Here is a 26,396-nt window from a genome sequence, read left to right as displayed (position 1 = left end):
TCAGCCCACCCGGTATTCGCTGTCGTGCCGATCGGTGATGAACATGTACCCCGGCGCGTGGGTGATCGCAAAGGGAGGCCGGGACGCCGTCAGCGCCGCCTGCGGCGTGACCCCGCAGGCCCAGAACACCGGGACGTCACCGGGTTCCGCGTCCACCGGATCGCCGAAGTCCGGCCGGGCCAGGTCTTCGATGCCCAGCGCCCGCGGATCGCCGATGTGCACCGGCGCGCCGTGCACGGCAGGCATCGCGCGGGTGATCCGGATGGCGTCGTCGACCCGGTCCTCCGGGATCTGCCGCATCGACACGACCATCGGGCCGAACAGCCGCCCGGCCGGCTCGCACTGGCGGTTCGTCACGTACATCGCGACGTTGCGGCCCTGGTCGACGTGCCGCAGCGGGATGCCTTCGGCGGCCAGCGCCGTCTCGAACGTGAAGCTGCAGCCGAGGGAGAACGCGACCATGTCGCTGCGCCACAGGCCGGTCGCGTCGGTGACTTCGCCGGCGAGGACACCGTTCTGCCAGATGCGGTACCGCGGCAGGTCGGTCCGCAGGTCCGCGCCCTCGGCCAGGCGGGTGGCCGGGTCACCGGGGTCGGTGACGTCGAGCAGCGGGCACGGCTGCGGGTTGCGGGTGCAGAACAGCAGGACGTCGTAGGCCCAGTCCTCGGGCACGGCGATCAGGTTGGTCTGGGTGAAGCCGCTCGCCCAGCCGGTGGTGGGGTGGGCGGTCCCGGCGCGGAACGCCGCGCGGGCCTGCGCCGGGGTGAGCGTGGCTGGCTGGTCGAAGGTCGTCATGGAAACCCCCTCAGTCGACGAGTTCGATGCCGCGGGTTTCGGGAAGGCCGAGCAGCGCGAGCACCGCGATGCCGTAGCCGACGGCGCCGAAGACGATCGCGCCGCCCGCGCCGAGGAAGCCCACGATCGTCGGGAAGACGGCGCCGACCGCGCGGCCGAAGTTGTAGGTGAAGCCCTGCCCGGTACCGCGCAGCGCCGTCGGGTACAGCTCGGCGAGGAACGCGCCGAAGCCGCTGAAGATCGCCGACATCGCGAAGCCGAGCGGGAAGCCGAGCACGAGGACGAGTCCGTTGGCGCCCTTGGGAATCTGGGTGTAGGCGACGATCAGGACGGCCGACAGCACGGCGAAGGTCAGGAAGGTCTTCTTGCGGCCCAGCAGGTCGGTGAGGTAGCCGCCGCAGACGTACCCGACGAACGCCCCGGTGATGAGGAAGACCATGTAGCCACCCGTGCCGATCACCGTCAGATCGCGGGTCTTCTTCAGGTAGGAGGGCAACCACTGGTTGATCGCGTAGTACCCGCCTTGGACACCGGTGGACAGCAGCGCGGCGAAGAACGTCGTGCGCAGGAGGTCGGCCTTGAAGATCCGGACCAGGGTGCCCTTCGGCCGCTCGGTCTTCAGCCGTTCCTCGGCGCGGGGTGCGTCCTGGACGCTCTTGCGGACCCACAGCACGAGCAGCGCCGGGATGACGCCGGTCCAGAACATGATCCGCCAGGCGACGTCGTCGCTCGCCACGCTGAACACGACGGTGTAGACGATCACCGACAGGCCCCAGCCGACCGCCCACGCGCTCTGCACGAACGCCACGGTCCGGCCGCGATACTTGGCCTGGGAGTACTCGGCGACCAGCGCGGCGCCTGCCGCCCACTCGCCGCCGAAGCCGAGGCCCTGCAGGGCGCGGAAGACCAGCAGCGTCTCGAAGTTCGGCGCGAACCCGCAGAGCACGGTGAAGATCGTGTACATCGCGATGGTGAGCTGCAGTGTCCGGACGCGGCCGATCCGGTCGGCGAGCATGCCCGCCCCGACGCCGCCGACGGCCGACACGACCAGCGTCGTCGTGCCGAGCAGCCCGGCTTCGCCGCTGGAAATGCCGAAGTACGCGGTGATCGCGGCCAGGCCGAGCGGCAGGGTCTGGTAGTCGAACGAGTCCAGGCCGTAGCCGCCGAACGCGCCCAGGAAGGCGCGGCGTCCGCGTTTTCCGAGCGTGCGGAACCAGTCGAACGGCCGGGCCTCCGTGGCAGTGGTCGCGGTCATGGGCACCTCCTGGCCAGTGTCTCTCATCGTGGCGTGCCTCACACGGTAGGGATTGTTGAACAATTCCACAAGACGGCAATTGGATCGTCCCCTGAGTGGCGGGTACCCTCCATGACGTGGTCATCGAAGACAGCGGCGTCACGGGCCTCGAAGCCGACCGCGGCCTGGTCACCCGCAAGAGCACGGCCGAGCGGGTGGCCGGCGTGCTGCGCAAGCGCATCGCGGAGGGCTTCTTCCTGCCCGGCGGCCGCCTGTCGGAGCAGGACATCGGCAACGCGCTCGGCGTCTCCCGCAACACGCTGCGCGAGGCGTTCCGGCTGCTCACGCACGAGCGCCTGCTCGCCCACGAACTCAACCGCGGGGTCTTCGTCCGCATCCCGAGCGTCGAGGACGTCGTCGACATCTACCGCGTCCGCAAGATCATCGAGTGCGCGGCGGTCCGCGGGGTGACGGCGAAGCCGGCGACCTTCGCGCGGATCAAGGAGAAGGTCGACCTCGGCGACGAGGCCGCCCGCACCGGCAACTGGAAGGACCTCGGCACCGCGAACGTCTGGTTCCACCAGGAACTGGCGGCGCTGTCCGGCAGCGAGCGCGTCAACGAGCTGGTCGGCAGGCTGACCGCGGAGCTGCGGCTGGTGTTCCACATCATGGCCGAGCCGCGGCGGTTCCACGAGCGCTACCTGCCGCGCAACCACGAAATCCTCGACCGCATCGAGGCAGGCGACGGCGCGGGCGCGGAGCAGCTGCTGATGAAGTACCTCGAAGACGCGGAGGAACAGCTGGTCGGCGCGTACGCGGAGCGCGCGGAAGCGGCGCGGGCGGCCAGCGCGGCCGAGTAGGCCGAGCGCCCCAAGGTGGCCTTGGGTGCTCCTCCCATGCCCCCACCACCGCCCTCAACGGAGGCGCTTCGCGCCGCTGTGTTCACAAGCGCACCGAAGGCCACATTGGGGCGTTAGGGCAGGGTTCGGCGTCCGGACGGGCCGAGCACGAGCGTCCCGCGACCAGGCGTGGCTAACCTCGGAAGCGGTTCCGTCGCCGGAGACCCCCAGCGGTTTGGCGGGACCTTCGCTGCCGGGCCGCCGCCTCCCCAGAGCCGCGGCCCGGCAGTCCCCTCGACCTCAGCCGGTGTAGCGGGCGAAGACACCGGAACAGGTGTCGTCGTTCGGGTAGGCGCCCGGGCAGGGCGGTCGCGGTTGGCCGACCAGAACGTCAACCGGGCCAGGTGGTGGGTGGTCGCGTAACCCAGGATCGTCGTGAAGTCGGCGAGCGTCACCGTCCCGTGGTCGCCCTTCGGCCGCGCGCTGCGTCAGCGTGCCCATGTTCTGGCCCGCACCGCCGAAGTCGAACGGCGACCGTGAGCCCTGCCTGTGCGGCCCAGGTGACCAGGCTCGAGTCGGGTCCGGACTGGCCGGTCCCGAAGGTGACGTAGATCTTGATACCCGGGTTGTTCGCCCGGACGGTCTTCAGCGTCGACGGTCCGCTGCTGCACCGCCGGGTTGCTATACGCGTCGGCCTCGATGTCGATGTCGATCGCCTTGAGGCCGTAGACGTTGATCACCTTCTGGTAGGCCCCCGCCAGCTCGCGCCGTTCGCGCGGATCGTGTTCTGGTCGACGCCGCCGGTGAGCGCCCGTGGCGTTCATGATCGTCGCCGGGTCCGGCGCTCCTCAGGCGGGGACGGTCCACTTCTGGTTGGCCGCGCCCGTGCAGGTCCAGATCTGCAGCCGGGTGCCGTTGGCGCTGGAGTTGCCGGTGGCGTCGACGCACTTGCCCGACCCGGACCCGACGATGTCCCGGGCGGCCGTGGCGGCCCATCTCTGGTTGGCGGTCCCGCCGCAGTCCCAGAGCTGCAACTGCGCGCCGTCCGCTGTGGACTGGCCGGTCACGTCGAGGCACTTGCCCAGTGCCTTCAGGGTTCCGTCGCTGCCGAGTGTCCACTGTTGAGCGTTGGTGCCGTTGCAGTCGTACAGCTGGACAGCGGTTCCGTTGGCGCTGCCGGCCCCGGCGACGTCGATGCACTTGCCGCCGATGCCGGTGATCGGGCCGGTCCTGCCGCCACCGGTGCCCTGGCTTCCGCTCCAGGTGAACGTCGCCGACGTGTGCCCGGGCAGGGTGTAGGTGAAGGACGAGCCGCCCCAGTTCACCCGCACGTTCTGGTTGCCGCCGGCGGAGTTGTAGGCGATCAGCGCCTTCGAGCCGTCCGGGTTCTTCCACGCGACGTTGCGCACGGTCGCGTTGTCGTTCGAGTCGATCCGGTACGCGCCCGGCTTCACGAACTTCGTCAGGTGTCCCATCGTGTAGTACTCGACGGTGTAGTCGACCTGCCCGCTGCGCGAGTCTCCGTTGTGGACGGTGATCAGGCCGGTACAGGTGCCGCAGCCGCCGTTGTGCGGGCCCATGTTCTGGTCGACCGCGAGACTCCACTTCACGAAGCTGCGTGACCAGTTCCGGGTGTAGTCCACGATGTTGTTCATGTCCTCGGCCTGCTGGTTCGAGATCCAGGTGCCGCCGGAATGCTCGGTCGAGTAGGCGTTGACGTTCGGATACTGGTTGTGCACTGTGGACTGTTGCGCGATGTTCCCGCCGTAGCCGTGCCACGCGACACCGCCGAAGTTCGGATGGGTGCGGATGGCGGCATCGTCCATGGTGGGCGCACCGTAGGACGCGTAGGTGTCCCAGTTCCAGTCGAGCGCGAGGACCTTTGTGGACAGACCGGCGCTCTGCAGTGCGGGCAGGAGGTTGTTCTTGGCGAAGTACGCGAGCCCGGCGCCGTTCCAGTTGGTCGACGGGTAGCTCGCACAGCACGTCGGCTCGTTCTGCATCGAGACGTAGTCGATCGGCACCCCCGCGGCCTGGTAGGCCTGGAGGTACTTGACGAAGTACTGCGCGTAGGCCGGGTAGTACTGCGATTCGACCCAGCCGAGCAGGTAGCTGTCGTTGTCCTTCATCCACGGCGGCGCGCTCCACGGCGACGCCATCACCTTGGCCTGCGGGTTGAGCTGCCTGGCCTGCCGGGTCAGCGGGAGGACGTCGGCCTGGTCGTGCGCGATGGAGAAGTGGGTCAGGTTCGGGTCGGTCTGGCCGGCGGGCATGTCGTCGAAGGTGTAGCTGTAGCGGGCCAGGTCGGAGGCGCCGAGCGGGTTGCGGATGAAGCCGAGCCCGATGCCGCTGTTCGGATCGAACAGTTTCCGCATGGTGTCGTCGCGGGTGGCCGGCAACAGCGCGCCGCTGGAGTTCATCAGCCACGCGGCAGTGTCCGTAAAGGACGCTCCGCCGCCTTCGAACTGCTGGTAGGTGGTGTTTTCGTTGACATTGATGGTGACGTCACCGGTGCCGGTGCCCGCGGCGAACGTCACCGGTGCCTGTTGCTGGAGGCCGCGGGTGACCTGCCGTCCGCCGGAGTCGCCGGTCGTGGTGAGCCAGATGTTGACCGTTTCGCCCGCGGCCTGCGCGGGGCCGGCGAACGTGGCCGCCGCGAGTGCGGTCACGCCCGCCAGGGTGAGCAGCTTTCTCATGGAGTGTCCACTTCGGTTCGTGCCGTGCCGTCAGGGGGCGGTCCACTTCTGGTTGGCGCCGCCGGTGCAGGTCCAGATCTGCAGCCGGGTGCCGTTCGCCGAGCTGTTGCCGGTGGCGTCGAGGCACTTGTTCGCGTGCGGGTTCACGATGTCTTTCGCTGCCGTGACAACCCATTGCTGCGCGCCCGTGCCGTTGCAGTCGTAGAGCTGCACCGGCGTCCCGTCCGCGGTTCCCGCGCCGGAAACGTCCATGCACTTGCCGAGGGCGCGGATCGTGCCGTCGCTGCCGACGGTCCAGCTCTGCGCGGCATTGCCGTTGCAGTCGGTGATCTGGATGGGCGTGCCGTTGGCGGTGTTGGCGCCGGCGACGTCGACGCACTTGCCGCCGATGCCGGTGATCGTCCCGGTCCGGCCGCCGCCGCTGCCGGAGGTGTCGGTGACGTGCACGTAGTCGACGACCAGCTGCTGCGGGAAAACGGTGCTGCTGTTGGGATCGCCGGGCCAGTACCCGCCGACGGCAAGGTTCAGGATGAGGAAGAAGTTGTGGTCGTAGACCCAGCGGTTGCCGTTGAGGTCGGCCGGGGTGCGCGTCTGGTAGAGGTTGCCGTCGACGTACCACTTGATCTGGTTGGGCGCCCAGTCGATGGCGTAGGTGTGGAAGTCGTCGGAGAAATTGGGTCCGCTGTAGGCGGCGCCGATGCCGCCGGAGCCGGAGTAGCCGGGGCCGTGGATGGTGCCGTGCACGGTGTTCGGTTCGAACCCGACGTTCTCCATGATGTCGATTTCGCCGTCAGTGGGCCAGTTTCCGCCGCCGAGCATCCAGAAGGCGGGCCACATCCCTTGCCCACGCGGGAGTTTCATGCGGGTTTCGAAGTGCCCGTAGGCCTGGCTGAACCGGCCCGCGGTGTTGAGCCGCGCGGAGGTGTACTCGCAGCGGCCGTACCAGCAGCTGTAGTTGCCGGGATTTTCCTTCTTGGCGGTGATGACGAGGTGGCCCTGGCCGTCGAGCTGGGCGTTGTTGGTACCGGAGGTGTAGTACTGCCGTTCGTGGTTGTTGACGTTGTCGCCGGTTTCGAGCTGCCACTTCGACCCGTCGACGGCGGCCCCGGCGGGACCGTTGAAGTCGTCGGTGAAGGTGGCCGCGGCGGCGGCTTCGACGGGGGCGAGGACCTGCTGGCCGAGCAGCAGGAGCGAGCAGGCGGCGAAGAAGGCCGCGATCTTTTTCGAGGTGGACATCGTTGTCGCCTCTCTCACCGTGGGGACCGGCGAACCGCGCGCAGCACGGAACGCGGGGAGGGATCGGTCTCGCTACAAGCGCGCGAGGCCGTGCGAAGTACGCACCGGAGCCCGCGCGGCGATCACGGGCGGCGGTGTTTTGGGTGAGCCTTTGTTGTGCCTGGCAACAAAGTATGCATGGTCCAGACAAGCCGGGCAACAGTCCGGCGGTAGATTTTTTTCAAGTCGAATTAAGGGATGAAGCCAGGGGTGCTCCGGGTCAGCCCGCAGCGAATCTCAAGCCGCGTCGAAGTCCGGGGCTCCCGGCTTGGTCACCCTCGACGTCGCCCCCTGGGCCAGCAGATCCGCCACCGGCAACGTCGCCGCTCCCGTGGCCACCGCGTCCAGGCCCAGCGATCCCAGCTGGATCGACGTCTGGCTGAACGGATGCCGCAGCGCGTGCTCGCCGGCCACCTCGCGGATACGCGGCAGGAGCTGCTCGCCCAGCGCCAGGCCCGCCCAGCCGCCGATCACGATGCGCTCCGGGTTGAACAAATTGATCAAGTTCGCGATCCCCGCGCCCAGGTAACCGGCCGTTTCGTCGAGGACCTTGGCCGCCGTCTTCGACTTCGGGGCCGCCGACAGCAGGGCTGCGAACTGGGCCTGCTCGTCCTCGCCCGGCACGTCCTTGCCCCGCGCCCGGCGGTAACGGGACAGCACTCCGCCCGCTCCGACGTACGCCTCCAGGCACCCGCGCGAACCGCAGCGGCACGGCTGACCGCCGTACGCGATCGTGGTGTGGCCCCACTCGCCCGCGCTGCTCGTCGAACCGCGGTAGGTCGTTCCGTCCGTCACCACCGCCGCTCCGACGCCCGAGCCGATCAGGGCGATCACCGCGTGGCGGGCGCCGCGGCCCGCGCCGAACCACATCTCCGCCTGGCCCTGGGTCTTTGCGCCGTTGTCCACGAACAGCGGCAGGCCGACGCCCGCCTCCTGCAGCAGCGACACCAGCGGGACCGCGTCCCAGCCGACCGTCGGCGCGTGCACCAGGACACGCGGTCCCTGCTCCACCGTGCCCGGGACGCCGATTCCGACGCCCAGCACGCCCTGCTCGTCGATTTCCGCAGTCGCGAACACCTCGCGCAGCCCCGAGGTCACCTGCTCGACCGCCGTTGCCGGGTCCGGGGCCGACGGCAGCGGGTGCTCGACCGTCGCCAGCCGGTTCATCGCCAGGTCGAACAGCTCCACCTTGACGCCGGTTTCGCCGATGTCCACGCCCGCGACGTGCCCGTACGCCGGGTCGACGCGCAGCAGCACCCGCGGCCGCCCGCCGTCGGACTCGACCTGGCCCGCTTCCGTGATCAGCCGTTCCTCGGCCAGCTCGGCCGTCACGTTGCTGACCGTCGCCGCACTCAATCCGGTGAGCTGGCTGAGTTCGTGCCGTGACAGCGGGCCGTCGAAGTACAGTTTCGACAGCAGCAGGGAACGGTTGTGCCGCCGCAGATCACGGACGGTGGTGCGCTTGCTCGCCATGGGCAACCCATCTGAACTCTTACCGGCTCACCGACAGCATGCCCGATCACCGTAAGTTGCGGCTATGTATTAAGTGGTGAACTAAGTCCCGAACGGATGGTCGGCCCGGTGGTTTCTGGCAGAATCCTCCCGGTGACCCAGGTGGCGCGCCAGACGACCCGAGACCTCCGGCGGCACAACCGCGCGGCGCTGCTCTCCTCCCTCTACCTCCGCGGCCCGGTCAGCAGACTGGAACTGGTAGCTGAATCGGGACTGTCGGCCGCCACCGTTACCAACGTCGTCTCCGAACTCATCGCCGACGGCGTCGTCGCGGAAGCCGGATCGGTCGAATCGGACGGCGGGCGGCCGCGGACGCTGCTGGCCGTGCGGCCGGACTTCGGGCACGTCGTCGGCGTCGACGTCAGCGAGACGCACGTCGAGGCCGGCCTCTTCGACTGCGCGCTGGGCACCCTCGGCACGGTGCGCCACCCGCTCGTCGGCACCCGGCTCGACCCGGCCGAGGTGGCCGGGCTGGTGTGCGCCGGCGTCACCGAAGTGCTCGACGGCGGCGATCCGGACGCGGTGTTCGGCGTCGGCATCGGCGTGCCCGGCGCGGTCCGCGACGGCGGGATCGTGCACGCCCCGACCCTCGGCTGGCGCGGGGTGTCTTTCGGCGAGCTGATCCACTCGTGCCTGCCGCAGCTGTGCCCGCCGGGCAGCGAGTTCCCCGGCGGCCGGAAACTGCCGGTGCACCTGGACAACCGTGCTCGCACGCTCGGCCAGGCCGAGTCGTGGCGGGGTGCCGGCCGGGGCGCCGACCGTGCCATCGTCGCCCTGCTCGGCGTCGGCGTCGGGGCCGCCGTCGCGACGGCCGGGCGGACGCATCCCGGCATCACGACCAGCGAGTGGGGCCACACCGTCGTCGAGGCACGCGGGGCGGCCTGCCGCTGCGGTTCCCGCGGCTGTCTGGAGGCCTACGTCGGCGTCGAGGCGGTCGTCCGCCGGTATGCCGAGCGGGCGGGCAGGGAACCGGTCATCGGGGACGAAAGCGACGGCGAGCTGGCCCGGATCGTCGAGGAGGCGGCCGCCGAACCGGGTGGTCCGGCCGCCGAGGTTCTCGCCGAGACCGGTGAGTACCTCGGGATCGGCATCGCCAACCTGATCAACCTGCTCACCCCCGACCGGGTGGTGCTTTCCGGCTCGGCGGGCGCGATCATGGGACCGGCGATCCTGCCCGCGGTGCGGGACGCCGTCGGCAGGCACGCGCTCGGCTACCTGGCCGAGCGCACGGAGGTCGTGCTCGGCGCGCTCGGGCCCGAGGCGGTCGCGCTCGGCGCCGCCACGCTGCCCGTCGCCGAGCTGCTCGCCGCGGGTGGTCGCATCGACTGAAACCCTTGCGTGCCAAGGGTTAGTCCGATGGAGAGGACTGGACCACCTGTTCTTTCAGTACTTAAACTTAGGCACGAAATGTTACGTCCGTGTTATTGACGTGACCCGAGTCACCCAGGTTGACTGCGGGACGTCGTTCGGTTGCCGGCGGTCGGGGCCTCGCTACCAGTCGACAGGACGCAGTCGTCGATGACCAGGAGGAACCGATGCGAGTGAAGCGCGCAGTGGTCGCAGCGCTGGTGGCCGCGATGGCGGCAGGCGGCCTCGCCGCCTGCGGGGGCGGCAGCTCGACCGCGGCACAGGGCAACCCGGACGCCGTGCTCACCGTCGGCAAGCCCGACGGCCCGCAGGCGGAGAACAACAACCCGTTCCTGGAGACCTCCGCCCTGTCGAACATGGGCTACCGCTGGATGATCTACGAGCCCCTCGTCATGCTCAACCGCGTCAAGCCGCAGGAGCCGGGCAAGCCGTGGCTGGCCACGAAGTGGGACTGGACGGACAACTACCGGAAGCTCGTCCTCACCATCCGGGACGGCGTCAAGTTCTCCGACGGGCAGCCGATGACCGCCGAGGACGTCGCCTACACGTTCCAGCTGCTGCGCGACAACAAGGCGCTCAACGTCGATGCCGTGCCGTACAAGGACATCAGCGCCGCCGGCAACCAGGTGACGCTGGGCTTCGCGAACTCCCAGTTCGTCAACCAGGTCAAGATCCTGCAGACCCTCGTGGTGCCCAAGCACGTCTGGCAGGGCATCAAGGACCCGGCGCTCGACCTCGTGAAGAACCCGATCGGCACCGGTCCGTACACGCTCAAGTCGGCCACGCCGCAGACGATGATCGTCACGCGGCGCGACAGCGGCTACTGGCAGGAGGCGCCGAAGGTCAAGGAGATCCGCTACACCTCCTACACGGACAACAACGCGCAGGTCAACGCGCTGGTCAGCGGGGCGTCCGAGTGGAGCTTCGTGTTCATCCCGAACTACAAGGCCGTCTACACGAACAAGGACCCGCAGCACTACAAGCTGTGGTTCCCCGCGCAGCTGGCCGTCCACGGCCTGTGGTTCAACACCGAAAAGGCGCCGTGGAACGACCCGAAGCTGCGCCAGGCGGTCAACAAGGTGATCAACCGCGACGACATCTTCAACCAGGGCGAGGCCGGCTACTTCTACCCGAAGAACGACCAGGTCACCGGCATCCCGACGCCGGCGGGCGACCCCTTCATCGCGCCGGAGTACAAGGGGAAGACCGTCCAGGTCGACGTCCCGGGCGCCAAGGCGCTGCTGACCGGCGCGGGTTACAAGTTCACCGGTGACAAGCTCGCCGACCCGTCCGGCAAGCCGGTCACGATCAAGCTCACCGTGCCGTCGGGCTGGTCGGACTACATCACCGACCTGGAGATCATCAAGGACAACCTGGCGCAGATCGGGATCACCGCCACGGTCGAGAAGATGAACCAGGACGCGTGGATGAAGTCCGTCGACACCGGGGACTTCGAAGGCCTGATGCACTGGACCAACGACGGGCAGACGCCGTACGACCTGTACCGCGACGTCATGGACGGCAACCGCTACAAGCCGACCGGCCAGGGCGGCATCAACGGCAACTACGGCCGCTACAAGAACGACGAGGCGACCAAGGCACTCGAGACCTACGCGAACGCCGAGGACGACGCTGCCCGCACCGCCGCTATGGCGACGCTGCAGAGGATCATGATCGAGCAGCAGCCGATGATCCCGACGTCGGCGGCGAACTCCGGCGGTGAGTACAGCACGAAGAACTGGACCGGCTGGCCCGACGACGCCAACCCGTACGCCCCGGCCCAGCCGACGCTGCGGAACGCGCTCGACATCGTCATGCACCTCAAGCCCGCGGCCTGATCCATGACGGAATCGGTCCTGGAAGCCTCCGGGCTCACCAAGCATTTTCCCTTGCGGCGACGCGGGAGGGCGGCGGTCCCCGGCCGCCGCCGCTGCGGCCGGGCCGCCGACGACGAGACCCCGCCGGGGCGCCGGGGCCGGGTCACCGCGCTGGTCGGCGAGTCCGGCTCGGGCAAGTCGACCGTCGCGCGGCTGCTCGCCGGCCTGCACCCGCGCAGTGGCGGGGACATCCGGCTGCACGGCGAGACCGTGGACGTCAAGCGCGGCAAGGCTTTCCGGGCGTACGCGCGACGGGTTCAGATGATCTTCCAGGACCCGTTCGCGTCGCTGAACCCGGTGCACACCGTGCGCTACCACCTGACGCGGGCACTGAAGATCCACGGCCGGGACGGCGACGACCTGGAGCAGTCGCTGCACGAGCTGCTGTCCCGCGTCCAGCTGACCCCGCCGGAACGCTACCTCGGCAAGTTCCCGCACGAGCTGTCCGGCGGGCAGCGCCAGCGGGTGGCGATCGCGCGGGCGCTCGGCGCCGACCCGGAGGCGCTGCTGGCCGACGAGCCGGTGTCCATGTTGGACGTCTCCATCCGGCTCGGCGTGCTGAACCTGTTGCGGGACCTCAAGGAACGGCTGAACCTGGCGATCCTGTACATCACGCACGACATCGCCTCGGCGCGGTACTTCGCCGACGAGACGATGGTGATGTACGCGGGCCGGATGGTCGAAGGCGGCGACAGCGAGACCGTCACACAGCAGTCGGCGCACCCGTACACCCGGCTGCTCATCGACTCCGCACCCGACCCCGACCGCCACTTTCACGTGAAAGTGGCGGATTCGGGGGCAGGGGAGCCGCCGAGCCTGATCGACCCGCCGCCGGGGTGCCGGTTCCACCCGCGCTGCCCGGTCGCCATGGAGCGGTGCCGGACCGAGCTGCCGCCGCGGTTCGACGTCGGCGACAGGCCGGGGCACTGGGCCGCGTGCTGGCTCTACGACGGGGCCGCCGGATGAGGTATCTGCTGCAGCGGCTGGCCTTCTACGTCTTCACGGCGTGGGCCGCCGTCACCATCAACTTCTTCATCCCGCGGCTGATCCCGGGCGACCCGGTGCAGTCGCTGATCGCGAAGAACCAGGGCATGCTCAGCGCCGACGCGATCCAGTCGCTGTACGTCCTCTTCGGACTGGACAAGAACGAAAGCCTGCTCTCCCAGTACTTCGACTACTGGGGTCAGCTCTTCCGCGGTGACCTCGGGCTGTCGTTCACGTTCTTCCCGACACCGGTCGCCGACCTGCTCGGCGACAGTCTGCCGTGGACGGTCATCCTGGTCGGCCTGACCACGGTCATCGGGTTCGCGCTCGGCACCGGGCTCGGCGTGGTCGCGGGCTGGAAGCGCGGCTCGTGGGTCGACGGCCTGCTGCCGGTGACGACGTTCCTGTCGTCGGTGCCGTACTTCTGGCTCGGCCTGATCGCGCTGGCGCTGCTGGCCGGGCCCGGGAGTTTCTTCCCGTCGTCCGGCGGCTACGACTCCGGCCTGGTGCCCGGCTGGGACGGCGCGTTCGTCGGCAGCGCGATCCAGCACGGCCTGCTGCCCGCCATCACCATCCTGATCAGCTCGGTGGGCAGCTGGATCCTGGGCATGCGCAACATGATGGTCACCGTCGCGTCGGAGGACTACGTCACGGTCGCGCACGCCAAGGGCCTGCCCGAACGCCGCGTGATGCTCGGGTACGCCGCCCGCAACGCCCTGCTGCCCAGTGTGTCCGGCTTCGCGCTGGCGCTGGGGTTCATCGTCGGCGGCACGCTGCTGGTGGAGATCGTCTTCTCCTACCCGGGCGTGGGCTTCCAGCTGTTCCAGGCGGTCGGCTCGCAGGACTACCCGCTGATGCAGGGCATCTTCCTCATCATCACGCTGTCGGTGCTGGTGGCGAACCTGCTCGCCGACGTCGCCTACCTCGCGCTCGACCCGCGCACCCGGAAGGAGGGCTGACATGGCCGTTCCCGCGGCGGACGTCAAGGCCGCCCAGGCCCTTCCGCTCGAAACGGTGGCGCGACGGCGCCGGTTCCGGTTCCTCGCCGGCGGCAAGGCGGGCACCGGCCTGGCCGTCATCGTCTTCTTCCTGGTGATCGCGGTCATCGGGGAGTGGATTGCGCCGTACGACCCGTCGGCACGCAGCAGCGACCTGCTGGAAGGCCCGTCGGCGCGGCACTGGTTCGGCACCACGCACCTCGGCCAGGACATCTTCAGCCAGGTGCTGGTCGGCACGCGCAGCGTCATGCTCGTCGGGCTGACCGCCGGGGTGGTGGCGACGATCCTGGCCGTCCTCGTCGGCGTGACGTCCGGCTATCTCGGCGGGACGCCGGGTGAAGGGCTGTCCGCACTGTCCAATGTGTTCCTGGTGATCCCGGCGCTGCCGCTGATCATCATCATCGGCAGCGCGGTGCCGACCGGCGGCGACTACCTGGTGGCGGTGATCATCGGGTTCACGTCGTGGGCGTGGGGCGCCCGCGTGCTCCGGGCGCAGACCCTTTCGCTCCGCGGCCGGGAATACGTCGAAGCGGCGCGGGCGACCGGCGAATCGACGTGGCGGATCGTCTTCTTCGAGATCCTGCCGAACCTGACCGCGGTGATCGCGTCCAGCTTCGTCGGCACGGTGATCTTCGCGGTCATGTCGGAGATCACGCTCGCGTTCGTCGGCGTCTCCGGACTGTCCAACTGGAACTGGGGCACGATCCTGTTCTGGGCACAGAGCCAGCAGGCGCTCGCGCAGGGCGCGTGGTGGTGGTTCGTGCCCGCCGGGCTGGCGATCGCGATTCTCGGCACGGCGTTGTCCCTGCTCAACTTCGGCATCGACGAGTTCGTCAGCCCCCGGCTGCGCGGCAGCGGCAAAGCCCGCGTGCGTGGCGCCGACGGGCGGACACATCGCCTGCGCGTGGGCTTCACGCCCGTGCTCGGGCGGGAGGAGCAGCCATGACGGACGCGATCCTGGAGATCAGGGGCCTGGATGTCGACTACGGCGTCGGCGGCGAAGCCGTGCGCGCGGTCCGGGACGTGCACCTGACGCTGCACCGCGGCGAAGTCCTCGGCCTGGCCGGGGAAAGCGGCAGCGGCAAGTCCACTTTGGCCTATGGGCTGACGCGCCTGCTTGCGCCGCCGGGCGTGATCCGCGGCGGCGAGGTGATCTACCACCCCGAGGACGGCGAGCCGTACGACGTCCTCCGCCTGACCGACCGGCAGCTGCGGGACTTCCGCTGGGCCGAAGTGTCCATTGTGTTCCAGGGCGCGATGAACTCGCTGAACCCGGTGCACAAGGTCGTCACGCAGCTGGTCGACGTCATCAAGGCACACGAACCGCGGACCACGAAAGCGGGCCGGCTCGCGCGGGCCCGTGACCTGCTGAGGCTGGTGGGGATCTCGGCCGACCGGCTGGAGGCGTACCCGCACCAGCTGTCCGGCGGGATGCGGCAGCGCGTGATGATCGCGATGGCGCTCGCGCTGGAACCGCGGGTCGTCATCATGGACGAGCCGACCACCGCGCTGGACGTCGTGATGCAGCGGCAGATCCTCGGCAGGCTGGTGGAACTGCGCGAACGGCTGGGGTTCTCGGTCCTGTTCATCACGCACGACCTGTCGCTGCTGGGGGAGTTCTCCGACCGGATCGCGATCATGTACGGCGGCCGGATCGTCGAGCAGGCACCGGCGGCCGACCTCTACCGGGACGCGCTGCACCCGTACAGTCACGGCCTGCTGAACTCGTTCCCCGCGCTGCGCGGACCGCGGCGCGAGCTGTCCGGGATTCCGGGCTCGCCGCCGGACACGCGCGGGATGCCGTCCGGCTGCGCGTTCCACCCGCGGTGTCCCCGGGCGTTCGAACCGTGCGGTTCCCGGGTGCCCGCCCTGGGTTCGCCCGGTGACCCGGCGCGCGAAGTGGCGTGCTGGCTGCACCCCGTCAGTCCCTGAACCGGAACTTCTGGAGGAGAGCCGCCTTGACCGAGACCACCGCCGCGACCGCCGACCAGCTCGCGTTGATCGACACCCTCCCGCCGGACTTCCGGTGGGGCGTCGCCACGGCCGCGTACCAGATCGAAGGCGCGGTGGCCGAGGACGGCCGCACACCGTCCATCTGGGACACGTTCTGCCAGGTCCCGTGGGCGATCGACAACGGCGACACCGGCGAGGTGGCATGCGACCACTACCACCGGATGCCCGAGGACATCGCGCTGGTGAACGAACTGGGTGCGGACACGTACCGGTTTTCCGTTGCGTGGCCCCGCGTCCAGCCGCACGGCCGCGGCGGCGTCAACGAGGCGGGCATCGGGTTCTACGACCGGCTCGTCGACGAGACGCTGAGCCGTGGGATCACGCCGTGGCTGACGCTGTACCACTGGGACCTCCCGCAGGAGCTGGAGGACGCGGGCGGCTGGCCGGCGCGCGATACGGCGTACCGGTTCGCGGACTACGCGATGCTGGTGTTCGACCGGCTGTCCGACCGTGTGCGGCACTGGACCACGCTGAACGAGCCCTGGTGCTCGGCAATGCACGGGTACGTCCACGGCGTGATGGCGCCGGGCCGCCGTGACTACGCGGCAGGCATGGCGGCGGTGCACCATTTGCTGCTCGGCCACGGCCTGGCGGTGCAGCGCATGCGTGAGGTGGCTCCGGCGGGCACGCAGTTCGGCATCACGCTCAACATGAGCACGGCCGACCCGGCCACGGACTCCCCGGAGGACATCCGCGCGGCCCGCCAGGCGGACGGCCTCGGCGTCCGGATCTACCTGGACCCGCTGGTCCACGGCCGGTATCCGGCGGACGTGGTGGACGACCTGGCTTCGCGCGGCGTGCACCTCCCGGTCCAGCCGGGCGACCTGCCGGTCATTGCGGCGCCACTGGACTTCCTGGGCGTCAACTACTACTTCGGCCAGCAGTTCTCGGGCGTGGACGAACAGGGTCTGGCGGTGGACGCGGACGGCATCCCGGCATCCCGGGCCATCCCGTTCGGCGAGCCGACGACGGCCATGGGCTGGGAGATCCTCCCGGGCAAGTTCACGCAGCTGCTGACCCGCTTGAGCCGCGACTACCCGGGCATCCCGATGTACATCACGGAGAACGGCTCGGCCTTCGACGACGACCCGGACCCGACGGGTTACGTCCGCGACGACGAGCGAACGGCCTACCTGGCTTCCCACATCGCAGCGGTCGCGGCGGCTCGTCAGGCTGGGGCCGATGTGCGGGGATACTTCGCTTGGTCCCTTTTGGACAACTTCGAGTGGGCCTACGGGTACGCCAAGAGGTTCGGCCTGGTCCGGGTGGACTACGAGACACAGCAGCGAACGATCAAGCAGAGCGGCTACTTCTACCGCGACACCGTACGGCGGGTGCGCGGCAGCTGAGCCGCGCCGCGGGAACCGGCCCGGTTCCCGCCCGAGGTGGGACCGTGGTCCCTGGTGGCAGGGACTCCGGTCACCACAGAATCACCGGTCATGGACGCATGGGACGCGGTGATCATCGGGAGCGGGCACAACGCCCTCGTCGCGGGGGCCTTCCTGGCGCGCGACGGCTGGCGGGTGCTCGTGCTGGAGGAACGTGACCGGCCCGGCGGGCTCGTCCGGACCGAAGAGCTGACCCTGCCCGGGTTCAAGCACGACGTCTACGCCTCGGCGCATCCGCTGTTCACCGCCGGGCCCGCCTACGCCGCGCTCGCACCGGACCTCGCCGGGCGGGGGCTCGAATACCGGCGGCCGCGGTACTGGTCCGGGGTCGCGACGCCCGCAGGCAGCACCGTGCTGTCGAGCGATCCCGCGGAAAACCTCGCCGAGGCCGAGCGGCTCGGGGACGGCCCGGCCTTCGCCAAGCTGCTCAAGGACTTCGAGCCCTTCGTCGAGCCCGTCTTCGGCCTGCTGGGCGCCGAGCTGAGCAGCCGCGAATCCGCCCGGGTCATCGGGAAACTGTTCCGCGACCGTGGTTTCGCGCAGCTGTTCACCCTCACCGCGCGGGACCTGCTCACCCAGTCCTTCACCTCGCCGGTCCTCAAGGCCGCGCTCGCGCCGTGGGCCCTGCACCTCGGGCGCGGGCCGGACGAGGCCAACAGCGGGATCTGGGTCCTGCTCTGCCAGATCGCGCTCACCCTCGCCGGGATGCCCGGACCAGCTGTACCTCGAACTGCTCGCCGACGAGCCGTCCGCCGTGCCGCCGTCGATTCGCGCGGAGGCCGGGCGGTACCGGTACGGGCGCGGCTGTTTCGTCCTGCATCTCGCGCTGTCGGAGCCGCCGCGCTTCGCCGACGAACGGCTGCAGGAGGCCGGGGAACCGCACCTCGGCGGCGGACTCGACGCGCTTTCGCGGTCAGTCAACGAGGCGGCGCGGGGACTCCTGCCCGCGGAACCGACCATCGCCATCGACGTTCCCTCCACTGTGGACAGCTCACGCGCGCCGGCGGGCCGGGCCACCGCGCGGTTGCAGTTGCTGGACGTCCCGGCGCGACCGCACGGTGACGCCGCCGGCGAGATCGATGCCGAGGGCTGGACCCCGGGAGTCAAGGAGGCCTTCGCGGACCGCGTCCTCGCCTTGGCCGGCCGGTACGCGCCCAACCTGCCGGGCAGCGTGCTGGGCAGGCACATCGTGGCGCCGGACGACCTCGCCCGCGTGAACCGCAACTGCGGGCCGGGCGACCCCTTCGGCGGCAGCCACGACCTGGCGCAGAGCTACCTGTTCCGGCCGCTGCCGGGCCAGCCGTCGCACCGCACGCGGGTGCCGGACCTGTGGATGCTCGGCGCCGCGACCTGGCCCGGTCACGGCGTCAACGGTGCGTCGGGTTACATCGTCGCGCGCAGCCTGCTGAGCTGACTGGCGGTGGGGCGTACCCCACTCCGGGCCGGTGGCGTGCCCCATGGCCCGCGCCGCTGGGCGGCCCTAGCGTCGGAGGGCAACCGACACTGGGGGTGCTCATGACCGTCCGGACCGACATCAGACCCGCGCCTGCTCCGGCGAGACCGCAGTGGTGGCGACGGCCGTGGGTGGCTCCGCTCGCGCTTGTCGTCGCCGTCTTTCTCGCCTACTCCGTGCCGCCCTATCTCACGCTCGATCCCGGCCGGTCGCGGGTGCCCGCGCCGGCCGGGTTCGGGGCGCACTACTGGCTTCTCGTAGCGCACATTGCCTTCGGCACCGTTGCCATCGTCGGGGTCGTCCTGCAGATCTGGCCGTGGCTGCGCCGGACGCATCCGGTGGCGCACCGCCGGATCGGGCGGGTCTACGTCTTCGCGGGGGCGCTGCCGTCCGCCGTGATGGCCGGGACCATCGGGGCGATCAGTCCGTTCGGGCCTGTTGTCGCCGCGATCGACGTCGTGGCCGCCGTGCTGTGGTTCGGGTTCACCGTGGCCGGGTGGCGGGCCGGGCGGCAACGGCGGTTCGGGGACCATCGCAAGTGGATGGTCCGCAGCTTCGCGATGACCATGAACACCCTGATGACCCGGGCGTTGTCGCCGATCGGGTTCCTCGTCGTCATGCCGCGGGTCGCGGACAAGGATTCGCTGATCCTCGACGCGGCAACGGTTTCCGGCGTGCTGAGCGTCCTGTCGCTGCTGCTGCTCAGCCAGTGGTGGCTCGACCGGAAGCCGAAGCCAGCCAGCGTGCGATGATCGTCCGCTGGATCTCCGACGCCCCTTCGTAGATCCGCGGCGCCCGGACCTCGCGGTAGAGGTGCTCCAGCAGGTGCCCGCGCCGCAGGGCGCGGGCGCCGTGGAGCTGGACCGCCGCGTCGACGACGTACTGCGCGGCCTCTGTGGCGAACAGCTTCGCCATTGCCGCCCGGCCGCCCAGATTCTCCTCGCCCGCGTCGTACGCGCCCGCGGCCGCGTAGACCAGCAGCCGCGCGGCTTCCGTGCGCGTCGCCATCTCCGCGAGCGTGTGCGCCACCGCCTGCTGCTTGATCAGCGGCCCGCCGAACGCCTCGCGCGAACCCGTATGGTCCACAGTGGCCTCCAGCGCCGCCTGGGCCATGCCGACCGCGAACGCGCCGACGCTCGGGCGGAACAGGTCCAGCGTCCGCATCGCGACCGCGAACCCGCGGTTCTCCTCGCCGAGCAGCTCCTCGCGGCGAACCTCGACGCCGTCGAACGTGACCGTGCCGATCGGGTGCGGGCTGACCAGGTCCAAGTGCTCGCCGCCGAGGCCCGGCCGGTCCGCCGGGACGACGAACGCGCTCACCCCACGGGATCCCGCACCCGGTGTCGTGCGCGCGAACACCGTGTAGAAGTCGGCTTCCGGGGCGTTGGAGATCCACATCTTCTCGCCGGTCAGGCGCCAGCCGTCGCCGTCGCGTTCGGCGGACAACGCCAGCGCGGCCGCGTCCGAACCGGCGTCCGGCTCGGTGAGGGCGAAGGCCGCCACCGCGTCGCCTGCCGCCACCGCGGGCAGCCACTTCGCGACCTGTTCGTCCTGTCCGGACTGCAGGACGGGATAGGTTCCCAGGCCCTGCAAGGCCAGTGCCGTCTCGGCCTCGGTGGAGACCATGGCCAGGTTCTCACGCAGGATGCACAGGTCCGTGGCCGCCGCCTGGCGTGTCGGCTTGCCCTCCGCGACACCGGGGAAGAGCCGGGCCAGCAGGCCGAGCGCGCCCATCGCCTTGAGCAGCGGGCGGTTCACCGCACCCTCCACACCGGACTCGGCGAGCGGGCGCAGTTGGTCCCGGCCGAGTTTCCGGACCTCCGCCGCGAAGGCGCGCTGCTGCGGGTCCAAGGTGAAGGTCATGCGTCGGCTCCCGGTCGCCAGCGGGCATGGGCGGTCCCCGCCGTCCCGGACCGGACGAGGTCCAGCCGGGGCTCCGGCCCGTCGGTGCGGCCGGTCTGGGACTTGCGGCTGCCCGCGGCGAACGGCTCGGGCCACGCCACCGGGTAACCCTGCTCGGCCGCCGCGTGCAACGTCCACTGTGGATCGTAAAGGTGGGTGCGGCCCAGCGCGCACAGGTCCGCGCGGCCCGCCAGGATCAGCGAGTTGACGTCGTCGTAGGAGGAGATCGCGCCGACGGCGATCACCGCGATGCCGTACTCCTCGCCGATTTCGTTGCGGATCCGGTCGGCGTACGGCGTCTGGTAGCTGCGGCCGTACTGCGGCCGTTCCTCGCTGACGACCTGGCCGGTCGAAACGTCGATGCCTGCCGCGCCGTGAGCGGCGAAGGCACGGGCGATCTCGACGGCGTCTTCGGCGTCGATCCCGCCCTCGCACCAGTCGGTCGCCGAGATCCGGACCGTCATCGGCCGCTCGGCAGGCCAGACGGCACGGACGGCGTCGAACACCTCCAGCGGGAACCGCAGCCGGTTCTCCAGCGAACCGCCGTAGGCGTCCGCGCGGTGGTTGGTCAACGGCGAGAGGAACGACGACAGCAGATAGCCGTGCGCGCAGTGCAGTTCCAGGACGTCGAACCCGGCCCGCGCCGCCGCGCGGGCACACGCGACGAACTGCTCCCTGATCTCGGCCATTTCCGAAGTGGACAGTTCACGTGGCACCTGGTTGCGTTCGGAGTAGGGCAGTGCCGAAGGTGCGCAGACCTCCCAGTTGCCTTCGGGGAGCGGCTCGTCGATACCCTCCCACATCAGCTTCGTCGAGCCCTTGCGCCCGGAGTGTCCCAATTGGACACCGATACGCGCGGACGTCTGTGTGTGCACGAAGTCGACGATCCGCTTCCACGCCGCTTCCTGGTCCGATGTGTACAGTCCGGCGCAGCCGGGGGTGATCCGGCCTTCGGGGGAGACGCAGACCATCTCGGTCATCACCAGCCCGGCGCCGCCGAGCGCCTTGCCGCCGAGGTGCACCAAGTGGAAGTCACCCGGCACGCCGTCCACGGCGGAGTACATGTCCATGGGGGACACCACGATCCGGTTGGGCAGCTCCAGCTCGCCGAGCCGGAACGGCTGGAACATCGGCGGCCGCGACGTCGTCCCGAGCTTGCGCGCGAACCAGTGGTCCAGTTCGGCCGCGAACTCCGGGTCGCGCAGGCGGAGGTTGTCGTAGGTGACGCGGCGGCTGCGCGTGAGGATGTTGAACGCGAACTGCGGCGGCTCCTGGTGGGTGTACTGCGCGATGTTCTCGAACCACTCCAGGCTGGCCTGCGCGGCACGCTGCGTCGACGTGACGACCGGACGCCGTTCCAGCTCGTACGCCTTGAGTGCTTCGGCGACGCCGTCGTTTTCGTGCAGGCACGCGGCCAGCGCGAGCGCGTCCTCCATGGCCAGCTTGGTGCCGGAGCCGATCGAGAAGTGCGCGGTGTGCGCGGCGTCGCCGAGGAGGACGACGTTGCCGTGCACCCAGGTTTCGCAGCGGACCGTGCCGAAGGAGACCCACTTCGAGTTGTTTGCCAGGATCTGGTGGTCACCGAGGACGCCGGCGCACAGCTCGCGGATCAGCGCGATCGACTTCTCGTCGCTCTCGCCCGGCTTCAGCGACTGCGCCGCGACGGGCCCGAACGTCCGCTGCCAGACGTCCTCGTGGACTTCGAGGATGAACGTGCTGCCGTCGCGGCCGTACGGGTAGCCGTGGATCTGCATGATCCCGGCCGGTGTTTCGAGAACGTGGAACTTGAAGGCGTCGAACACCAGGTCCGTGCCCAGCCAGATGTAGCGGCACCGGCGGGTCTCGACGCTCGGCCGGAACGTCTCGGCGTACCGGGCGCGGACGGCGGAGTTGACGCCGTCGGCCGCGACGACCAGGTCGTAGCCGGCCAGGTCCGTGGGCGCCTCTTCGCGGAAGTGCAGCCCGACGCCGAGCTGGGCGCACCGGGACTGGAGGATGCCGAGCAGGCGCTTGCGGCTCATCGCGGCGAAGCCGTGGCCGCCCGAGGTGGTGACCGTGCCGCGGTAGTGGACGTCGATGTCGTCCCAGCGCGCGAATTCGGCCTTCATCGCCTCGTACACGGCCGCGTCGGCGTGCTCGATGCCACCGAGCGTCTCGTCGGAGAAGACGACGCCGAAGCCGAAGGTGTCGTCCGGCGCGTTGCGCTCCCAGACGGTGATTTCGTGGCCGGGCCCGAGCTGCTTCGCGAGCGCGGCGAAGTACAGACCCGCCGGGCCGCCACCGATGACCGCGATTCGCACGCCACCAGGGTATGTCGCCAACGGTACGACCGTCAATAACGCGAAAGATGGCGTACGGTGTGGCCCATGGAACGCATCAACCCGCCGGAGCTGGGCAAGCCGTCCGGCTTCTCGCACGCGGTGGTGGCCGAGGGCCGGGTCGTCTTCCTCGCCGGGCAGACGGCGCTGGACGCGTCGAACCGGATCGTCGGCGACGGCGTCGTCGAGCAGTTCGAACGTGCGCTGGGCAACCTGCTGGCGTCGCTGCGCGCGGCCGGCGGGTCTCCGGAGGACCTGTGCAGCGTGACGATCTACATCGTCGACATGGACGACTACCGCGCCCACGCGCGCGAGATCGGCGCGGTCTGGCGGCGGCTGGCGGGAACGGAGTACCCGGCGATGGCGGGCATCGGCGTGGCGCGGCTGTGGGATGCCGAAGCGCTGGTCGAGGTCCAGGGCTTCGCGGTCCTCAGCCGAGATTGATCGCTTTCTCGACGTACGCGCGCGCGGGCGTTTCGAGCTGGGCGTGCAGCTCGAAGAACAGGTCCGCCGCGCGGATTCCCGACCAGTCCGGCGGCAGGAACTCCGCGGGTAGGCCGGGGTCGAGGTAGGGCATCCGCCGCCAGCCGGTCAGCACGCGGACGTAGTCGGCGAAGGCCTCGGCGTCCGGTGTCGGCCTGCGGCGCTGCCAGCGGCGCAGGGCCGGGCCGTGCTCGTCGAGGAACGTCGTGTAGAGCTCGTCGAGCCGGTCGAGGTCCCACCAGTCGCGGACCTTCGCGGCGACGTCGCCGAACGCGAGGTGGTCGGCGCGGAAGAGGTCGGCGTACCCGGCCAGCCCGAGCCGCGTCAGTGCCTCCTCGGCCGCGGCGTGCAGGTGCGCCGGCGCGATCCAGACCCCGGAGGCGGCGGTGCCGAACCCCATCCGGGCGAGCTGGGTCCGCAGCAGGTGCCGCTTGTGCCGTTCGGTCTCGGGCACGGAGAACACGGCGAGCAGCCAGCCGTCGGCCGGGGTGGCCCGCTCGCGGCGGAAGATCCGCTCGTCGCCTTCCCGCAGGATCTCGCGCGCCTCGTCGGACAGCTCGTACCCGGCAGTGCCGTCGCGACGCACGGCTTCGAGGATGCCGCGCCGCTTGAGCCGCGAGATGGAGGAGCGCACGGCCGGCTCGTCGACACCGACGGCGTCGAGCAGGTCGATCAGCGAGGCAACGGACAGCCACCCGCCTTCGATCCGCGAGTAGAGACCGTAAACCGTCACGATGAGCTGACGAGGCTGGGCGGCGCGGCCGGAGCCGTCCAGTTCGGTTGCCTCGGGTACGGCCGTCATCGCGCCACGATAGCAACTCGGGTGCCGATCGCTCCGCTACGATTTCGCCGCGATGCTGCCACTCTTCGACCGGCTCACCCGGCGCGGGCGCCTGATGACCAAGCGGACCTGCGACCGGCAGGGCCATGTCGTGCGCAGCGGGCGCTTCCTGTTCCGGACGCCGACCGCGTGGGAGTACGCCGCCGCCGTGGCCTGTGGGAGCGATCCCGGAGCGCAGCGGTGGCTCGGGTGGCAGCGCGACTCCGTCGTCGCCGAGCCGGCGCGGGCTGACGCGCTGCGGGTCGTGCCCGGGACCGGGCCGGACTGGGCGTCGCCCGATCCGCAGTCGATCGACCTCGTCATGATCGACGTCGAGGCCAACCGGTGCGTCGGCCTGGTCAGCGTGCACACCGGGGAGGACGGCGGCCCCGAGACCGGCGGCTACCTCGCGCCGGACTACCGCGGCCGCGGCCACGGGCGGGTGCTCTTCGCGGCCGGGCTGACCCTGGCGCACGAGCACCTGGGCCTGCCGTCCGTGCGGGCAGGCGCCGAGGTGGGGAACATCGCGAGCGCGCGGTCGCTGGAGGCCGCGGGGCTCGCGCGGGTGGCCGGGCCGCCGACGTACCGGCTGCCCGACGGCCGCGTCACCGACGCGTGGTGGTTCCGCCACGACGTCCCGCGCGCCACCCGCTGCGGCGGCCCGCAGGCGACGTGGTTCCCGGCTTCGCTGCTGTAGACGCTTCGGCCGTCACCGACGTTTCGCGTCGCTACCTTCGCCGCATGACTTCGCTTGCTGCGCCCGTCCCGCCCGTTCCGCTCGACGTTCCGCCTGGCACGGTCGCGTGGTTGCGCGCGTCCGTCGCCCGCTTCAGCAACGGTTCCGACCACCACCGGCGTCGCGGGCTGGCGGTGGAGCTTCTTGCGGGAATCGCAGTGGAAGCGTTGCAGGAAAGCGCTTTCTTGCAAACCTCCCGCATTGTGTCGACGCTCGACGTCTTCGACGTCATGGCCGAAATCGCGCGGCCGGTCCCGGTCGGGGTACTTGCCGCGGCGCTGGGCCTGCCGGACGTTTCGGCCGACGTGGCGCTGGTCGCGGCCGCCTACCATCCACATGTCACGCCGGACGCGGCCGCCGAAGCCGCGTTGACGCGCCTGCTCGCCGCCTGCGGCGCGACGGACGAACTCGCCGCCGCCCGGATCGGCCTGCTCGTCCAGGCCCGCGACGCCACCGCGGGACTCGTCGGGAACGAGCTTTCCGCTTTGCTGACAGGAAATCCGGCGTCCCAGCCGGTGTTGTACACGCGCCGACGGATCGACGGAGAGGACGTCACGGTGTCCCTGGCCGGGACGCCGTTCGGCGCCGGACCGCGCGCGTGCCCGGGTGCGCGGCACGCGGAGGCGCTCGCCACCGGTGTTCTGCAGGCGTTACGCGGTTTTCGCCTGACAGAAACGGAAACGACGTGGGTGTCGTCGCCGAATCTCCGGATGCCCTCGGAGCTTTGGGTGACCCGCCGCGGAAGTGCCGCCGGGCTCTGCTAAGAATGACCGGGTTCGTCGTCTGGGGAGGGGCCGGGAAATGCTGTATTTCGATGGGCTGCTGGGCATCGTCACGCTCGGGCTGTGGATTTTCTGCCTGGTCGACGTGATCACGACCGACGAGTCGTCCTGCCGCAACCTGCCGAAGGGACTGTGGCTGCTCGTCGTCCTGGTGGTGCCGCTGGTGGGTTCGATCGTCTGGCTGGTCGCGGGCCGTCCGCAGCAGGTGACGCGGGCCCGCGGCCCGTACGAGCGCAACGCGCCGGCGTACCCGGAATACGACCGGCCCGGCCGGTTCGCGGCGACCAGCCCGGAAGACGACGAGGAGTTCCTCCGCAAGTGCCGGGAACGCGCCGAAGCCCAGCGGAAGCTGGCCCGTGAGAAGCGGGCCGAAGAAGACTGACTGCCGTGCTCAGCCGGGCATCACTCGTGATCGGAGAGGCATCGCGCGTGGTTGGAGGGGCATCACGCGGGTCAGCAGGGGCCGTCGCAGGTTCCGCGTTCGTAGGCTTCCAGGGTGGTGATCACCAGGCGGCGTTCGGCCGGGCTCAGCGGGGTCAGGGCGTCGGTCCAGGCCTTGGCGCCGCGGGCGAGCCAGGCGTCGACCGCCGGGCGCTTGTCCTGGGCGATGCTGACGATCGTGCGGCGGCGGTCGGCCGGGTCCTCGGCGCGGTTGAGCACGCCCTGGCGGCTGAGGTCGCCGACCATCAGGCTCGCCGTCGTCGGGGCCACCTGGAGGCGGGTGGCCAGCTCGGTGACCGTCATCGGGCCGTCGAACAGCAGGTACGACAGCAGGGAGAGGTGCCGCGGCGCCAGCGCGCAGCCGTCCAGCTCCTCCGGCACCGGCGTGCGCTTGGCCCGGCCGACCAGGCGCGGCATCAGCAGCAGGAGCTGCCGCACGCCGTCCTCGACACTCGGGCCCGCTTCCGTTGACACCACTCACC

General features: G+C 70.2%; 24 protein-coding genes. 15 read left to right on the top strand and 9 right to left on the bottom strand.

All coding sequences use genetic code 11. The features are described from left to right. Both ABJI51_RS16160 and ABJI51_RS16155 read right to left on the bottom strand, forming a co-directional pair. The gene (locus ABJI51_RS16160; protein ID WP_348951596.1) at positions 1-795 is read right to left on the bottom strand and encodes a putative hydro-lyase; all 795 of its coding nucleotides are present in this window, start codon (positions 793-795) and stop codon (positions 1-3) included. Positions 796-805: 10 nt separating this feature from the next. After that, positions 806-2,050, bottom strand: coding sequence for an MFS transporter (locus ABJI51_RS16155; RefSeq protein ID WP_348951594.1), 1,245 nt, complete (start codon positions 2,048-2,050; stop codon positions 806-808). Between the two features lie 116 nt (positions 2,051-2,166). Here ABJI51_RS16155 and ABJI51_RS16150 point away from each other — a divergent pair, with 116 nt between their 5' ends. Next, entirely contained in the window at positions 2,167-2,889 is a 723-nt protein-coding gene (locus ABJI51_RS16150) for a GntR family transcriptional regulator (protein ID WP_348951592.1), read from the top strand. A gap of 827 nt (positions 2,890-3,716) precedes the next feature. Here ABJI51_RS16150 and ABJI51_RS16140 read toward each other — a convergent pair. From ABJI51_RS16140 to ABJI51_RS16130, 3 genes are all read right to left on the bottom strand, one after another. Then, positions 3,717-5,564: a ricin-type beta-trefoil lectin domain protein gene (locus ABJI51_RS16140; RefSeq protein WP_431605614.1), complete on the bottom strand. Its 1,848-nt coding sequence runs from the start codon at positions 5,562-5,564 to the stop codon at positions 3,717-3,719. Positions 5,565-5,594: 30 nt separating this feature from the next. Continuing rightward, on the bottom strand, positions 5,595-6,800 hold the full coding sequence (locus ABJI51_RS16135) for an RICIN domain-containing protein (RefSeq protein WP_348951590.1): 1,206 nt from the start codon (positions 6,798-6,800) through the stop codon (positions 5,595-5,597). Between the two features lie 276 nt (positions 6,801-7,076). Then, positions 7,077-8,312 (bottom strand): ROK family transcriptional regulator, encoded by a 1,236-nt coding sequence (locus ABJI51_RS16130; RefSeq protein ID WP_348951588.1) that lies wholly within the window; start codon positions 8,310-8,312, stop codon positions 7,077-7,079. A 132-nt stretch (positions 8,313-8,444) separates the two neighbouring features. Between ABJI51_RS16130 and ABJI51_RS16125 the strand changes: the two genes are divergently transcribed. From ABJI51_RS16125 to ABJI51_RS16080, 10 genes are all read left to right on the top strand, one after another. After that, positions 8,445-9,680: an ROK family transcriptional regulator gene (locus ABJI51_RS16125; protein WP_348951586.1), complete on the top strand. Its 1,236-nt coding sequence runs from the start codon at positions 8,445-8,447 to the stop codon at positions 9,678-9,680. A 206-nt stretch (positions 9,681-9,886) separates the two neighbouring features. After that, positions 9,887-11,557: an ABC transporter substrate-binding protein gene (locus ABJI51_RS16120; RefSeq protein ID WP_348951584.1), complete on the top strand. Its 1,671-nt coding sequence runs from the start codon at positions 9,887-9,889 to the stop codon at positions 11,555-11,557. A 51-nt stretch (positions 11,558-11,608) separates the two neighbouring features. After that, positions 11,609-12,562, top strand: a complete 954-nt coding sequence (locus tag ABJI51_RS16115; RefSeq protein ID WP_348951582.1) for an ABC transporter ATP-binding protein — start codon at positions 11,609-11,611, stop codon at positions 12,560-12,562. Next, a complete protein-coding gene (locus tag ABJI51_RS16110; protein WP_348951580.1) occupies positions 12,559-13,539 on the top strand; it encodes an ABC transporter permease in 981 nt (326 codons plus the stop codon). The genes ABJI51_RS16115 and ABJI51_RS16110 overlap by 4 nt, the downstream gene beginning before the upstream one ends. Before the next feature lies 1 nt (position 13,540). Then, a complete protein-coding gene (locus tag ABJI51_RS16105) occupies positions 13,541-14,524 on the top strand; it encodes an ABC transporter permease (protein ID WP_348951578.1) in 984 nt (327 codons plus the stop codon). Beyond that, positions 14,521-15,510, top strand: a complete 990-nt coding sequence (locus ABJI51_RS16100) for an ABC transporter ATP-binding protein (protein WP_348951576.1) — start codon at positions 14,521-14,523, stop codon at positions 15,508-15,510. Before ABJI51_RS16105 ends, ABJI51_RS16100 begins: the two co-directional genes overlap by 4 nt. A 26-nt stretch (positions 15,511-15,536) precedes the next feature. Beyond that, positions 15,537-16,940: a GH1 family beta-glucosidase gene (locus ABJI51_RS16095; protein ID WP_348951574.1), complete on the top strand. Its 1,404-nt coding sequence runs from the start codon at positions 15,537-15,539 to the stop codon at positions 16,938-16,940. 90 nt (positions 16,941-17,030) lie between these two features. Then, positions 17,031-18,041 carry a phytoene desaturase family protein gene (locus tag ABJI51_RS16090; RefSeq protein ID WP_348951572.1) on the top strand — a complete coding sequence of 337 codons (1,011 nt, stop codon included), beginning with the start codon at positions 17,031-17,033 and terminating at the stop codon, positions 18,039-18,041. Beyond that, positions 18,010-18,393 carry a hypothetical protein gene (locus tag ABJI51_RS16085; protein WP_348951570.1) on the top strand — a complete coding sequence of 128 codons (384 nt, stop codon included), beginning with the start codon at positions 18,010-18,012 and terminating at the stop codon, positions 18,391-18,393. The genes ABJI51_RS16090 and ABJI51_RS16085 overlap by 32 nt, the downstream gene beginning before the upstream one ends. Before the next feature lie 170 nt (positions 18,394-18,563). After that, the gene (locus ABJI51_RS16080; RefSeq protein ID WP_348951892.1) at positions 18,564-19,184 is read left to right on the top strand and encodes a DUF2306 domain-containing protein; all 621 of its coding nucleotides are present in this window, start codon (positions 18,564-18,566) and stop codon (positions 19,182-19,184) included. On the opposite strand, the gene ABJI51_RS16075 is transcribed toward ABJI51_RS16080, so the two are convergent. Beyond that, complete coding sequence (locus tag ABJI51_RS16075; protein ID WP_348951568.1) at positions 19,135-20,295, bottom strand: acyl-CoA dehydrogenase family protein; 1,161 nt, start codon at positions 20,293-20,295, stop codon at positions 19,135-19,137. The genes ABJI51_RS16080 and ABJI51_RS16075 overlap by 50 nt on opposite strands. After that, positions 20,292-22,634, bottom strand: coding sequence for a bifunctional salicylyl-CoA 5-hydroxylase/oxidoreductase (locus ABJI51_RS16070; protein ID WP_348951566.1), 2,343 nt, complete (start codon positions 22,632-22,634; stop codon positions 20,292-20,294). Before ABJI51_RS16070 ends, ABJI51_RS16075 begins: the two co-directional genes overlap by 4 nt. 66 nt (positions 22,635-22,700) lie before the next feature. On the opposite strand from ABJI51_RS16070, the gene ABJI51_RS16065 reads away from it, so the two are divergent. Then, the gene (locus ABJI51_RS16065) at positions 22,701-23,096 is read left to right on the top strand and encodes a RidA family protein (protein ID WP_348951564.1); all 396 of its coding nucleotides are present in this window, start codon (positions 22,701-22,703) and stop codon (positions 23,094-23,096) included. On the opposite strand, the gene ABJI51_RS16060 is transcribed toward ABJI51_RS16065, so the two are convergent. Further along, positions 23,083-23,937 carry a PaaX family transcriptional regulator gene (locus ABJI51_RS16060; protein WP_348951563.1) on the bottom strand — a complete coding sequence of 285 codons (855 nt, stop codon included), beginning with the start codon at positions 23,935-23,937 and terminating at the stop codon, positions 23,083-23,085. The two genes, ABJI51_RS16065 and ABJI51_RS16060, sit on opposite strands and share 14 nt — an antisense overlap. Before the next feature lie 52 nt (positions 23,938-23,989). Here ABJI51_RS16060 and ABJI51_RS16055 point away from each other — a divergent pair, with 52 nt between their 5' ends. The 3 genes from ABJI51_RS16055 to ABJI51_RS16045 all read left to right on the top strand — a co-directional run bounded on the left by ABJI51_RS16055 (position 23,990) and on the right by ABJI51_RS16045 (position 25,855). After that, positions 23,990-24,652, top strand: coding sequence for a GNAT family N-acetyltransferase (locus tag ABJI51_RS16055; protein ID WP_348951562.1), 663 nt, complete (start codon positions 23,990-23,992; stop codon positions 24,650-24,652). 110 nt (positions 24,653-24,762) lie between these two features. Next, complete coding sequence (locus ABJI51_RS16050; protein WP_348951561.1) at positions 24,763-25,455, top strand: hypothetical protein; 693 nt, start codon at positions 24,763-24,765, stop codon at positions 25,453-25,455. A gap of 37 nt (positions 25,456-25,492) precedes the next feature. Next, complete coding sequence (locus tag ABJI51_RS16045) at positions 25,493-25,855, top strand: PLDc N-terminal domain-containing protein (RefSeq protein ID WP_348951559.1); 363 nt, start codon at positions 25,493-25,495, stop codon at positions 25,853-25,855. Between the two features lie 71 nt (positions 25,856-25,926). Here the strand turns inward: ABJI51_RS16045 and ABJI51_RS16040 are convergent, their stop codons facing one another. Further along, complete coding sequence (locus ABJI51_RS16040) at positions 25,927-26,388, bottom strand: MarR family winged helix-turn-helix transcriptional regulator (protein WP_348951557.1); 462 nt, start codon at positions 26,386-26,388, stop codon at positions 25,927-25,929. Positions 26,389-26,396: the final 8 nt, after the last annotated feature.

Source organism: Amycolatopsis melonis, from assembly GCF_040064235.1.
In the GTDB taxonomy this organism is placed as follows: Bacteria; Actinomycetota; Actinomycetes; order Mycobacteriales; family Pseudonocardiaceae; genus Amycolatopsis; species Amycolatopsis melonis.
Note: the sequence above shows the minus strand (reverse complement) of the source record. Positions and strands in the feature narration are given on the sequence as shown.

Bases quoted from the DNA above. Each gene is read 5' to 3' on its own strand.
- ABJI51_RS16160 (WP_348951596.1), bottom strand. From the start codon at position 795: ATGACGACCTTCGACCAGCCAGCCACGCTCACCCCGGCGCAGGCCCGC.
- ABJI51_RS16155 (WP_348951594.1), bottom strand. From the start codon at position 2,050: ATGACCGCGACCACTGCCACGGAGGCCCGGCCGTTCGACTGGTTCCGC.
- ABJI51_RS16140 (WP_431605614.1), bottom strand. From the start codon at position 5,564: ATGAGAAAGCTGCTCACCCTGGCGGGCGTGACCGCACTCGCGGCGGCC.
- ABJI51_RS16135 (WP_348951590.1), bottom strand. From the start codon at position 6,800: ATGTCCACCTCGAAAAAGATCGCGGCCTTCTTCGCCGCCTGCTCGCTC.
- ABJI51_RS16130 (WP_348951588.1), bottom strand. From the start codon at position 8,312: ATGGCGAGCAAGCGCACCACCGTCCGTGATCTGCGGCGGCACAACCGT.
- ABJI51_RS16120 (WP_348951584.1), top strand. From the start codon at position 9,887: ATGCGAGTGAAGCGCGCAGTGGTCGCAGCGCTGGTGGCCGCGATGGCG.
- ABJI51_RS16110 (WP_348951580.1), top strand. From the start codon at position 12,559: ATGAGGTATCTGCTGCAGCGGCTGGCCTTCTACGTCTTCACGGCGTGG.
- ABJI51_RS16105 (WP_348951578.1), top strand. From the start codon at position 13,541: ATGGCCGTTCCCGCGGCGGACGTCAAGGCCGCCCAGGCCCTTCCGCTC.
- ABJI51_RS16100 (WP_348951576.1), top strand. From the start codon at position 14,521: ATGACGGACGCGATCCTGGAGATCAGGGGCCTGGATGTCGACTACGGC.
- ABJI51_RS16090 (WP_348951572.1), top strand. From the start codon at position 17,031: ATGGACGCATGGGACGCGGTGATCATCGGGAGCGGGCACAACGCCCTC.
- ABJI51_RS16075 (WP_348951568.1), bottom strand. From the start codon at position 20,295: ATGACCTTCACCTTGGACCCGCAGCAGCGCGCCTTCGCGGCGGAGGTC.
- ABJI51_RS16065 (WP_348951564.1), top strand. From the start codon at position 22,701: ATGGAACGCATCAACCCGCCGGAGCTGGGCAAGCCGTCCGGCTTCTCG.
- ABJI51_RS16060 (WP_348951563.1), bottom strand. From the start codon at position 23,937: ATGACGGCCGTACCCGAGGCAACCGAACTGGACGGCTCCGGCCGCGCC.
- ABJI51_RS16055 (WP_348951562.1), top strand. From the start codon at position 23,990: ATGCTGCCACTCTTCGACCGGCTCACCCGGCGCGGGCGCCTGATGACC.
- ABJI51_RS16045 (WP_348951559.1), top strand. From the start codon at position 25,493: ATGCTGTATTTCGATGGGCTGCTGGGCATCGTCACGCTCGGGCTGTGG.